This window comes from Neorhizobium sp. PAMB6630, assembly GCF_058242775.1.
Window position 1 is genome coordinate 2,360,564 of record NZ_CM177836.1, and the last position, 12,452, is coordinate 2,373,015.

Consider the following 12,452-nt stretch of genomic DNA (forward strand, 5'->3'; position numbering starts at 1 on the left):
TTGCGAGTGGCGCGCCGTTTTGATGGCTCGGGAAAACCGCCTGTTAGTCGATATCGGCAACATCCGCACCGGCGCCGCCGCTGATGCGGTGGGCAAGGGCTGCTTCCATAAAGTCGTTCAACTCGCCGTTCAAAACGCTATCCGGATCGGTGCTTTCCACGCCGGTGCGCAGGTCCTTCACGAGCTGGTAGGGCTGCAGCACGTAGGAGCGGATCTGGTGGCCCCAGCCGATTTCCGTCTTGGATGCGGCTTCGGCATTGGCTGCCTCTTCACGCTTCTTCAACTCGACCTCGTAGAGACGGGCGCGCAGCATGTCCCAGGCCTTGGCCTTGTTCTTGTGCTGCGACCGCTCCTGCTGGCACGACACCGCGATGCCTGTCGGAATATGCGTGATGCGCACGGCCGAATCGGTGGTGTTGACGTGCTGGCCGCCGGCACCCGACGAACGGAACGTATCGATGCGGCAATCGCTCTCGTTGATCTCGATATTGATGGAATCATCCACGACAGGATAAACCCAGATCGATGAGAACGAGGTGTGGCGACGGGCGTTCGAATCATAAGGAGAGATGCGCACCAGGCGGTGAACGCCCGATTCGGTCTTCATCCAGCCATAAGCATTGTGGCCCTTGACCAGAATGGTCGCGGACTTGATGCCGGCCTCGTCGCCGTCATGCACTTCTAGCAATTCAACCTTGTAGCCGGATCGCTCGGACCAGCGGGTGTACATGCGCAAGAGCATGTTTGCCCAGTCCTGGCTTTCGGTTCCGCCGGCGCCCGAATGCACTTCCACATAGGTGTCGTTGCCATCGGCTTCGCCAGACAGCATGGCTTCCACCTGCCGGCGCGAGGCTTCAGACCGCAGGGCCTTCAGCGCATCCTCGGCTTCGCGAACGATGGCGTCATCGCCCTCTTCCTCGCCAAGCTCGATCAGCTCGATATTGTCCTTCAGGCGCTGCTCGAGCGCTTTGACGCCGGCAATCGAATCGTCCAGCTGCTGGCGCTCGCGCATCAGCTTCTGCGCTTCGGCAGCATCATTCCAGAGGCTCGGGTCCTCTGCCTTGTTGTTCAACCAGTCCAGTCGTCTTACCGCCTGATCCCAGTCAAAGATGCCTCCTCAGCAGGCTTATGGCCTGCTTGATTTCGTCGACAATGTTCAGGGTTTCATTGCGCATCGTGTGTGCTTCGTCCTTTCGGGGAAATTGCGCCGTGCATAGTGGCAGGCGCTGGCGAAGTAAACCCCGCACGAGCCCGTGAGGCCCATGCGGGAGATGGTTCATCCAGGCATCAGAAAAGACCGCCGGCGCCGGAGGTCACGGCCTGCTGGGCCTGCGGCGATGTCTTCAGGATTTCCTCGGGCGGCAACTGGTCGCCCATGCCGATGACCGAGAGCGAATCGGCAGGGCCGGTGCCCGGCTTGAAGGCTTCGATGATCGTATCCGGCTCGCCTTCATAGGCAAACATGCCCGTCTTGCGGTTCACCGGAATAAGCTGCATGCCATCCGGCACGATGAACTTGCTCGGTGCCGTCACCTTGGCGGCCTGGGCCAGAAAATCGCCAAAGATCGGAGCTGCAAGGCCACTGCCGGTGCCGGCGCGGCCAAGCGGGGCCGGCGTATCGAAACCGACATAAAGACCCGCCACCAGATCCGGCGTGAAGCCGACGAACCAGGCGTCCTTTTCATCATTGGTGGTGCCGGTCTTGCCGGCGACGTCGCGATCCTTGACCGGGATTTTTCCAGCCGCCGTGCCACGCGTGACAACGCCTTCCATCATTGACGTGATCTGGTAGGCGGTCATCGGGTCGAGCACGCGCTCGCGGTTGTCGACCAGCGTCGGCTCATCCTGGTTTGCCCACTGGCTGAAATTGCAGCCCTCGCAGCCGCGTTCCTCATGACGGAAAATGGTCTTGCCGTAACGGTCCTGGATACGGTCGACCAGTGTCGGCTTGATCTGCTTGCCGCCATTGGCAATGACGGAATAGGCCGACACCATGCGCAGCACCGTGGTTTCGCCTGAGCCAAGCGACATGGCGAGAACCGGCAGCATCTTGTCGTAGATGCCAAAACGCTCGGCATATTCGGCAACGAGATCCATGCCCATGTCCTGCGCCAGACGAACGGTCATCTGGTTGCGGGATTTTTCGATACCAAGACGCAGGGTCGAGGGGCCGGCGCTGTCGCCGCCATAGTTTTCCGGACGCCAGACCTGCCCGCCCGAGACCATTTCGATCGGCGCATCGAGAATGACCGAAGCCGGCGTATAGCCGTTATCCAGCGCTGCCGAATAGACGAAGGGCTTGAACGACGATCCCGGCTGGCGCATCGCCTGGGTCGCACGGTTAAATTCCGACTGGCCATAGGAAAAGCCGCCGACCATGGCCAGAACGCGGCCGGTATGCGGGTCCATCACCACCATGCCGCCCTGCACTTTTGGCGGCTGGCGCAGCCGGAATTTGCCGGTCTTGCCTTCGATGGCTTCCACATAGACAACATCGCCGGGCTTCAGCACGCCATCGGGTGATTTCGCCGTCTTGCGCTCGCCCTTGGCATCACGATAGGCCCATTTCATTTCATCGGCGGGGATCTGGCCGCGCACACGATCGTCGGCCACCTTGCCGGCAACGGTTGCAGGCTGAAGGCCGATATCCACACCGGTTGCCGAGACGGCGGTGACCACCGCAAGCTGCCATTCCGGCACGTCACGCAGCGGCGACATCTTGGCAAGATCCGGCCCCCAATCACCGGTGACGGCAATCGTCGAGACCGGTCCGTGGAAACCGCGGCGCTGGTCATATTCCACCAGACCGTGCTGGAGTGCCGCGCGCGCCATGATCTGCATCTGCGGGTCAAGCGAGGTGCGGACCGAAAGGCCACCCTCGTAGAGGGCCTTTTCGCCGTATTTGCCGATGATCTGGCGACGGACTTCCTCGGAGAAATAATCCGATGCAAAGAGCGAGGAGCCACCGCGGCGCAGCTTGACGCCAAGCGGCTGGGTCTTGGCTTCGGTCGCATCGCCAACGGTGATGTAGCCATTCTCGGCCATGCGGTCGATCACCCAGTTGCGGCGCTCAAGCGCTGCCTTTTCATGGCGGAACGGGTGATAATTGGCGGGGCCCTTGGGCAGCGATGCGAGGTATGCGGTTTCGGCAATCGTCAGTTCCGTCACCGACTTGTCGAAATAGGTGAGTGCAGCACCGGCAATGCCATAGGCATTAAGGCCGAAAAAGATCTCGTTCAGATAAAGCTCGAGGATCTTGTCCTTCGAATAGGTCTGCTCGATGCGGAAGGAAAGGATCGCTTCCTTGACCTTGCGGTCAATCGTCTGGTCGGCCGACAGAAGGAAGTTCTTGGCCACCTGCTGCGTGATGGTGGAGGCGCCTTCCGGACGGCGGCCGGAACCGATGTTCTGGACGTTGTTGACGACTGCGCGCGCCAGACCCCAGAAATCGACACCCGGATGATTGTAGAAGTTCTTGTCTTCCGCAGAGAGAAAAGCCGCCTTGACACGATCCGGAATGGCCTGGATCGGCAGGAACAGCCGCTTTTCGCGGGCATATTCCGCCATCAACGCGCCGTTGCCGGCATGCACACGCGTGGCGACCGGCGGTTCATAGGAGGCCAGAACTTCGTAATTGGGCAAGTCCCTGGATACGCCGCCGAGATAAACGGCAGCGACGGCGGCCACCACGAGGAACCCCGCGCAGGCCAGTCCGAAAAGGTATCCAAGCAATCTGATCATCAGCAGCTACCGCTTTAATATCGTCTGGCGCACAACAGCACCATCTCATGTTTCGAGGCGTTTTGCACGGGCGGCCTTGCAAGCGCAAGCCTGAAGCCGGGAAAACCGGGCTGTCGCCGGTCTCTGTCAATCCCCGTGCTACCGCTTGTCCCGTGTAACCGCTCGAATGTGAGGAAAGTAGGGCTCCAGCCCGCCTTTCACAGGCACGTGTTGGTGCAGGGCCTCGAAAAGCGCAATTTACCGCAGGCTGTAACATTGTGGGCACGCTCGCGCGCTGAAGGCTGCCGATCGGGGCCTGTCAGCCGCCCCCCGCCACCGTCTCCGCCCGGTAGCGCATCACCGCATCGACCATCCGATCCGCCACCTTCTGGCGCCATGCGGGATCAAGCAGCAGCGCCTCGTCATCAGGGTTGGAGAGGAAGCCGAGTTCCAGCAGGATGGACGGCATGTCCGGCGCGCGCAGCACCTGGAAACCGGCCTGCCGATGCGGATTGTTGATGAGGCCGATCTGTCCGTCGAAGGATTTGACCACCCGTTCCGCCAGCGAAATCGAAAAGGCCTGGGTTTCCCGGCGCGCGAGATCGAGCAGGATATCGGCAATTTCCGGCGGCCCGCTTTCTATGGAATAACCGGCAAGCTGGTCGGACAGGTTTTCACGCGCCGCAAGCGCTGCTGCCATGCGGTCAGAGGCGGTATCGGAGAGCGTATAGACAGTGGCACCGCGAATGTTCTTCTGGCCGAGCGTATCGGCATGCAGGGATATGAACAGGTCCGCTCCGCCCTGGCGCGCCAGCGTCACCCGTTCGGACAAAGACAGGAAGGTATCGCTGTCGCGGGTGAGGAACGCCTTGACGCCTGTCTGCTGGTTGAGGCGGTCGGCAAGCGTGTTGGCGAAGGCAAGCGTGATCTCCTTTTCCGGCGTCTTCGATTTTGCTCCCATGGCACCAGTATCGATGCCGCCATGGCCCGCGTCGACGGCAATGGTGAAGACCCCATCGGTTGCCGGATCCTTTGCCGTGGCGCCAAGGCCCTGCAGGGCGGAGTTCGACAGAGACTGGCCCCATTTCTGCTGGGATACCAGATCCGCAAAGGCCTTTGGCGTGGTCATCTCTGCGTCAAGCACGAGGCGGAAACCATGGCCCTCGTTCTTTTGCACTTCGGCAAGCACCAGGCGCACCGGGCGGATGCCGGTAAAAACGATGCGCGCACTGCCCTGCCCCATCGTGCCATAACGAATGTCCTTGAAGAGCCCGCGCGGCGCAAGGTCCTCGGCTGGAAAGCCGAAGGCAGTGGCCGGCAGGTCGATGACGATCCGCTCCGGCCCCGCGACATAATGGGCGGTAAATTCCGGCTTGCCGTCGAAATCGATTACCACGCGCGTGCGGGCATCGTCTCCGGCAATGCGGGCGCTGAAGGCGAGCAGATTTTCGCCCGGTTTCGTTTCGGCTTCGGTTTCACTGGCGCGCGCCATGGAGGGCATGAGCAACGCCAGAGACACGGTAAGCGCAAAGGCCACAGCAAGGCATGCAGCGCAGAACCGGCCAGGCCATTGCACAAAGCCACGGGAAAACACCGGCGGTACAACCGTCTGGATTGCTGTCGAAAGCCGTATCATCGCCCTGCCGTTCCCCTCTTGCTCGCCCCTGCCCGATGATCGCTGCGGCCCTGTCTTGTCTTGCCGTCCGCGCCAAACAGGCAACGACCGATTCGCCACGCGGATCCCGCTGCGGGATGGTCCGCAACCGCCCGCCCGTTCGTCCGGTCACGGCACTGCCCTTTTCACGTCTGGCTTAAGGCGCGCAAATTGATCCATAATAAGGCAGAACCGGCTTTGCCCTTGCTATTGTGACGGATAAAACATACAAGGGTTATGAGGGTTTAAGTGTCGACGGGATAGTATGTTGATAGGCTGCCAGCAAGTTAGTTCTGGCGCCGGAGACCGACAGACATCCGCCGTCTCTACATTTGGCCTGAAACTCTATATGAACCGGCGGTGGCCGGAGACAGTACCGGATGGTTCGCCATCCACGCTCATCGGGAGCAAATTCATCGGACCCCTGGTCGGGTCTATTGTATCGTCTTTCTCGTCTGGTCTTTGATGTCGCGGCACGGATTGCATAAACTGGAACAGCGGAGGGAGCCGATGGCTCCGGTCGGCGTCCGGTTGATCCCCTCGCCGAGGCTGCCGACGGGAATATTCTTATCCGGCGCCCTGTACGCGACGCACGATCGGCCTGTCCTTGTGATGTGCCCCTCTGCCTCTGCGCGTCCGCGCCGAGGAGCAGAACTTTCATGGCAGACAAAATGCTTATCGACGCGTCTCACGAAGAGGAGACACGCGTAGTCGTCGTTCGGGGAAACCGGATCGAGGAATTCGACTTCGAGTCGCAGCACAAGAAGCAGATACGCGGCAACATCTATCTGGCCAAAGTGACCCGCGTCGAGCCGTCACTGCAGGCCGCCTTCGTGGATTACGGCGGCAACCGCCACGGCTTCCTCGCCTTTGCGGAAATCCATCCGGACTATTACCAGATCCCGCTCGCTGATCGCCAGGCGCTGATGCAGGCCGAGGCCGAAGACCAGCGCCGCCATCCGGATTTCGATTCGGCAGATCCGATCGTTGATCTCTCCAAGGAAGACCAGCCGGATATCGGCATCGTTGCCCAGGTGGACGCCGCTCTCGGATCCGAAACGCCGGAGCCTGCGACGACGGAAGTCGTTGAGGCCGTATCGGAGGTTTCCGAACCGGCTGCCGAGGAAAAGCCCAAGGCAAAGCCCCGCCGCAGCCGTTCGCGCAAGAAGCCGGCCGCAGACGAAATCGCAGACGCCGGCGAAGCAGCAGCTGACGCTGCCGACGCGCAGATTGCAGCCGTCGGCAGTGACGACGACACCACGCCGGACACGATGGCCGCCATGGTGGAAACCGACGCCATTTCCGAAGACGTGTCCGATCGTCGCAGCCGCGATGACGATGATGACGACGACGATGACGACAATCACGAAAAGGAAGTGATCGAATCGGTCGGCGCCGAAGATGCGATGGAAGAGGTTCCGGATCGCGTCTACCGCAAGCCGCGCAAGCAGTACCGCATTCAGGAAGTCATCAAGCGCCGGCAGATCCTGCTGGTGCAGGTGGCCAAGGAAGAACGCGGCAACAAGGGTGCGGCCCTCACCACCTATCTGTCGCTGGCCGGTCGTTACTCTGTCCTGATGCCGAACACGGCGCGGGGCGGCGGCATTTCGCGCAAGATCACCCAGCCGACGGACCGCAAGCGTCTGAAGGAAATCGCCCGCGAACTGGAAGTTCCCCAGGGCATGGGCGTCATCCTGCGCACCGCCGGTGCCAACCGCACCCGCGTCGAGATCAAGCGCGACTTCGAATATCTGATGCGCCTGTGGGAAAACGTGCGCACGCTGACGCTTGCCTCCATGGCGCCGTGCCTCGTTTACGAAGAAGGCTCGCTGATCAAGCGCTCGATCCGCGACCTCTATAACAAGGACATTTCCGAGATCGTGGTGTCCGGCGAAGAAGGCTATCGTGAAGCGAAAGACTTCATGAAGATGCTGATGCCGAGCCATGCCAAGGTGGTTCAGCCCTACCGCGACCTGCATCCGATCTTTGCCCGTTCGGGCATCGAGGCGCAGCTGGACCGCATGCTGCAGCCGCAGGTGACGCTGAAGTCCGGCGGTTACCTGATCATCAACCAGACCGAAGCGCTGGTGGCGATCGACGTCAACTCGGGCCGTTCGACCCGCGAGCATTCCATCGAGGAAACCGCGCTGCAGACCAATCTGGAGGCCGCTGAAGAGGTTGCCCGCCAGTTGCGCCTGCGCGACCTCGCCGGCCTTGTCGTGATCGACTTCATCGACATGGAAGAGAAGCGCAACAATCGCTCCGTCGAAAAGCGCCTCAAGGATTGCCTGAAGAACGACCGCGCCCGCATCCAGGTCGGCCGCATCTCGCATTTCGGCCTTCTGGAAATGTCGCGTCAGCGTATTCGTGCCAGCGTTCTGGAATCCACGACGCAGATCTGCTCGCATTGCGGCGGAACCGGCCATGTGCGCTCGCAGTCTTCGGTCGCCCTGCATGTCCTGCGCGGCGTCGAGGAATATCTGCTGAAGAACACCACGCACGACATCACCGTGCGCACCACGCCCGATATCGCACTTTATCTTCTGAACCAGAAGCGCGGCTCCGTGGTGGATTATGAAAAGCGTTTCGGCGTTTCCATCTTCATCGAATCGGATGCCGGCGTCGGTGCAGCCCACTTTGCCATCGACCGTGGCGAGCCGGTGGAAAACCCGGTTCGCATCGAAAGCCTGATGCAGTTTGCGACCCTTCCCATTGAGGACGAGGATGACGACTACATCCCCGAGGTGGACGAGGAAGAGGAAGACGATGTGGTTGTGGCAGCACCTGCTGCGGCGGCCGCAACGGCTGCAGTCTCGCAGGAAGCGCGCGGCGAGGACGATCAGAACGGCCGCAAGCGCAAGCGTCGCCGTCGTCGTCGCAACCGCGATCGCAACGGCGCAGAGCTTCCGCAGTCTGCCAGCGACGAAGCTGAAGGCGACGAAGACGACACGGACGAGGACGATGCAACCGACGCAGGCGAAGGTGCCGGCGAGCGTGCAGAAGCTGGCGAAACCAGCCTGAACGACACCGAGGAAGGCCAGCGCCGCAAGCGCCGCCGTCGTGGCAAGCGTGGCGGTCGCCGCAATCGCAGCGACGAAGACGAAAACGGCGTTTCCGCGGATGGTGACGACACGACAGGCGAAGAGAGTGGCGAAGACACCACCGACGAAGCCGATGGCGCAGTGGCCGCAACCGAAACACCCGCGGATGCCACCATCGTTGTAGAAGCCGCAGCGGAAGCCGTTGAACAGCCGGTTGCAGACGTTGAAGTCGCAGTGCCGGAAGCAAAGGTTGCCAAGCCGCGCCGCAGCCGCAAGGCAAAGGTCGTCGAGGCCGCGCCGGATGAGGTAGCGGTTGCCGAAGCGACAGCTTCTGCCGCCGTCGAGGAAGCACCTGCGGAAACACCGGCAGCCGTTGAAGCGGAAGCCCAGCCGGTTGCAGAGCCTGCAGCGGTTGCAACGGCTGAGACCCCACGCGATGAGCCCGCTGCCGAAGCGGCTCCCGCCCCGGTCGACACCGCATCCGCCGAGGACGGCGAGGCCGATCAGAAGCCTACCCGCGCCAATCGCGCCTCCACCATCACGGCCTCCGAGCCGGTGATCAAGTCGGCCGCTTCTCCGGAAGGGGATGGCGATCCGTCAAAGCCCAAAAAGGGCGGCTGGTGGCAGCGCCGCGGTTTCCTCTGAGAAACCGGACAGATTGAGAAGACGAGACGGCCGCGCATCCCGCGGCCGTTTCCTTTGGTGGATGCACTGCTGTCGCTGCCATACACAGATGTGAGTTTGTCTAAGGTGCGATCAGGCATTATGGTTCGATCGATTGCAGGCCACAGACAGACGCCGGTGCGATTCGTCCTGCGCGCTCGCGCGGCCCTTTGATGAAATTTTAAAGACGAGGACAGACATGAAGCCCTTTTCCAAGACGCTCGCTGCGCTCCTGATCGCCGGCACTGCCATCGTTCCTTTCGCGGGCGCAGCCGTTGCGCTGGATGACCAGCAGAAACAGGAAATGGGCGCCTTCATCCGCGAATATCTGATCGCCAATCCGGAAGTGATGCTGGAAGTCCAGGACGCGCTGGAAAAGAAGCAGCAGGAGGCGCGCATCTCACAGGCCTCGAACGGCATCGAGGCAAACCGCGATGCGATCTACTCCTCCCCGAGCGATATCAGCGTGGGCAATCCCAAGGGCGATGTCACCGTGGTCGAGTTCTTCGATTACAATTGCGGCTACTGCAAGCGGGCGCTGTCGGACATGGAAGAGATCCTGTCAGAAGACAAGAATGTCCGCTTCATCCTCAAGGAATTCCCCATTCTCGGGCCTGATTCGATGGCAGCCCATCGCGTTGCGAACGCCGTACGCCTGACAGCGCCTGAGAAATATGCCGAGTTCCATCGCACCCTGCTCGGAGGGCAAGATCGCGCCACGGAAGCCTCGGCGATTGCCGTTGCCGCCTCGCTCGGAATTCCGGAAAAGACGTTGCGTGCCTCCATGGCGAAAAACCCGAACGACGCGCAGGTGCGCGAGACCTATGCGCTCGCCAACAATCTCGGCATCACCGGCACGCCCTTCTATGTCGTCGGCAACGAGGCCGTGTTCGGTGCCGTTGGCCATCAGGAGCTTTCGGAGAAGATTGCCAACATCCGCGCCTGCGGAAAGGCAACCTGCTGAGGCGTCCGTCCTGCTTCGAAAATAGGCCTGCCCCCCGGTTATCAACGGCTTTCGCGGCCGGGGGCTTTCCCTTGGGCGCTGGCCGGTCTATAGGTGGCGCTGATTTTCTGACGGGTATTCCATGATCAAAACAATCTTCGTTCTCAACGGGCCGAACCTCAACATGCTGGGCAAGCGCGAGCCCGGCATTTACGGCGGCAAGACGTTGAAGGACATCGAAGAGGATTGCATCGCGGCAGGCGAAACGCTCGGCTTTTCGGTCGAATGTTTCCAGAGCAATCATGAGGGCGTGCTGGTCGACAGGCTGCATGAGGCCAATGACCGCGCTGTCGGCGTGGTTATCAATCCCGGCGCCTACGGCCACACCTCGATTGCCCTGCATGATGCCATCCGCGCCATTTCCGTGCCGGTGGTGGAAGTGCATATTTCCAACATCCATGCGCGCGAGGAATTCCGTCATAAATCCATGATCGCGGCGGCCGCCAAGGGAATGATCTGCGGATTGGGCCCGGGCGGTTACGTGTTGGCCTTGCATGCCCTGCGCGACATCACCAGCTAAGAACAACAGAACATATAGGTTGACCATGTCTGAGAAGAAAACCGGTATCGACAAGGGGTTGATCCGCGATCTGGCGAACATCCTCAAGGATACCGATCTCACGGAAATCGAAGTGCAGCAGGACGAGTTGCGCATCCGCGTGTCGCGCAACATTCCCGCCGCACAGTATGTGCAGGCCGCAGCGCCGCAATATGCCGCAGCACCTGCAGCCGCCGCACCGGCCGCAGCAGCCCCCGCCGAAGCCGTGAAGGATCGCAGCAACGCCGTTGCCGCACCCATGGTCGGCACGGTCTACCTGTCGCCGGCCCCCGGCTCGCGTCCTTTTGTCGAAGTCGGCGCGATGGTCAAGGAAGGCCAGACGCTGCTGATTATCGAAGCCATGAAGACCATGAACCAGATCCCCGCGCCGCGTTCCGGCAAGGTGACGGAAATCATCGTCAGCGACGGCCAGCCTGTCGAATATGGCGAACCGCTCATCGTGATCGAATAAGGCAGATCCATGATCTCCAAGATTCTCATTGCCAACCGCGGCGAAATTGCACTGCGCGTCCTGCGCGCCTGCAAGGAACTCGGTATTGCGACCGTCGCCGTCCACTCGACGGCCGATGCCAACGCCATGCACGTGCGCCTTGCCGACGAAAGTGTCTGCATCGGCCCGCCGCCCTCGCGTGACAGCTATCTGAACATCCATCAGATCGTTGCCGCCTGCGAGATCACCGGCGCCGATGCCGTCCACCCCGGTTACGGCTTCCTTTCGGAAAACGCCAAGTTCGCCGATATCCTCGACGCCCACGGCATCACCTTCATCGGACCGACGGCGGAACATATCCGCCTGATGGGCGACAAGATCACCGCCAAGAAGACGGCAGTCGAGCTTGGCATTCCGGTTGTTCCGGGTTCCGATGGTGAAGTGCTTCCGGAAAACGCGCTGGAAATCGCCCGTCAGATCGGCTTCCCGGTCCTGATCAAGGCCACCGCCGGCGGTGGTGGCCGCGGCATGAAGGTTGCCAAGACCGAGGCCGAACTGGAAGAAGCCGTGTCGACAGCCCGTTCCGAAGCGCTTGCCGCCTTCGGCAATGACGCCGTCTACATGGAAAAATATCTCGGCAAGCCACGCCATATCGAAGTGCAGATCGTCGGTGACGGCGAAGGCAACGCCATTCATCTCGGCGAACGCGACTGCTCGCTGCAGCGGCGTCACCAGAAGGTCTGGGAAGAAGCAAACTCCCCTGCCCTCAACGTCGAACAGCGCATGAAGATCGGCCAGATCTGCGCCGACGCGATGAAGAAGATGAAGTACAGGGGCGCCGGCACGATCGAGTTCCTCTACGAAAACGGCGAGTTCTTCTTCATCGAGATGAACACCCGCCTGCAGGTGGAGCACCCGATCACCGAGGCGATCACCAATATCGACCTGGTGCATGAGCAGATCCGCGTCGCTTCCGGCGCCGGCCTCTCCGTCACACAGGAAGAGATCGTCTTTTCCGGCCATGCCATCGAATGCCGCATCAATGCCGAGGATCCGCGCACCTTCGTGCCGTCTCCGGGCACGATCACGCATTTCCATGCGCCCGGTGGTCTTGGCGTTCGCGTCGATTCGGGCGCTTATGCCGGCTACAAGATCCCGCCCTATTACGACAGCCTCATCGGCAAGCTGATCGTGCATGGACGCACCCGCGTCGAATGCATGATGCGCCTGCGCCGCGTGCTGGACGAGTTCGTCGTAGACGGTATCAAGACGACGCTTCCGCTGTTCCAGGACCTCGTTTCCAACCAGGATATCGCCAATGGCGATTATGATATCCACTGGTTGGAAAAGTACCTGGCAGGCGACAAGCCCGAAGCCTAAAG

General features: G+C 61.2%; 8 protein-coding genes. 5 read left to right on the plus strand and 3 right to left on the minus strand.

The features are described 5' to 3' along the window. Window positions 1–43: 43 nt before the first annotated feature. From prfB to AC4CWF_RS11250, 3 genes are all read right to left on the minus strand, one after another. Window positions 44–1,175 (minus strand): peptide chain release factor 2 gene (prfB, locus tag AC4CWF_RS11240; protein WP_491281754.1). Its coding sequence is split into 2 segments (ribosomal slippage): window positions 44–1,105 and window positions 1,107–1,175, totalling 1,131 coding nucleotides; the frame shifts between segments, so codons are not numbered across the junction. Between the two features lie 112 nt (window positions 1,176–1,287). Continuing rightward, window positions 1,288–3,741 (minus strand): penicillin-binding protein 1A, encoded by a 2,454-nt coding sequence (locus AC4CWF_RS11245; protein ID WP_491281755.1) that lies wholly within the window; start codon window positions 3,739–3,741, stop codon window positions 1,288–1,290. A gap of 298 nt (window positions 3,742–4,039) precedes the next feature. Continuing rightward, window positions 4,040–5,221: an N-acetylmuramoyl-L-alanine amidase gene (locus AC4CWF_RS11250; protein ID WP_491285358.1), complete on the minus strand. Its 1,182-nt coding sequence runs from the start codon at window positions 5,219–5,221 to the stop codon at window positions 4,040–4,042. An 812-nt stretch (window positions 5,222–6,033) separates the two neighbouring features. Between AC4CWF_RS11250 and AC4CWF_RS11255 the strand changes: the two genes are divergently transcribed. From AC4CWF_RS11255 to accC, 5 genes are all read left to right on the plus strand, one after another. Next, window positions 6,034–9,060, plus strand: a complete 3,027-nt coding sequence (locus AC4CWF_RS11255) for an Rne/Rng family ribonuclease (RefSeq protein ID WP_491281756.1) — start codon at window positions 6,034–6,036, stop codon at window positions 9,058–9,060. 217 nt (window positions 9,061–9,277) lie between these two features. Beyond that, window positions 9,278–10,042, plus strand: a complete 765-nt coding sequence (locus AC4CWF_RS11260) for a DsbA family protein (RefSeq protein ID WP_491281757.1) — start codon at window positions 9,278–9,280, stop codon at window positions 10,040–10,042. Between the two features lie 121 nt (window positions 10,043–10,163). Further along, a complete protein-coding gene (aroQ, locus tag AC4CWF_RS11265; RefSeq protein ID WP_491281758.1) occupies window positions 10,164–10,601 on the plus strand; it encodes a type II 3-dehydroquinate dehydratase in 438 nt (145 codons plus the stop codon). A gap of 25 nt (window positions 10,602–10,626) precedes the next feature. Further along, complete coding sequence (gene accB, locus AC4CWF_RS11270) at window positions 10,627–11,091, plus strand: acetyl-CoA carboxylase biotin carboxyl carrier protein (protein WP_491281759.1); 465 nt, start codon at window positions 10,627–10,629, stop codon at window positions 11,089–11,091. A 9-nt stretch (window positions 11,092–11,100) separates the two neighbouring features. After that, window positions 11,101–12,450 (plus strand): acetyl-CoA carboxylase biotin carboxylase subunit, encoded by a 1,350-nt coding sequence (gene accC / locus AC4CWF_RS11275; RefSeq protein ID WP_491281760.1) that lies wholly within the window; start codon window positions 11,101–11,103, stop codon window positions 12,448–12,450. Window positions 12,451–12,452 lie beyond the last annotated feature (2 nt).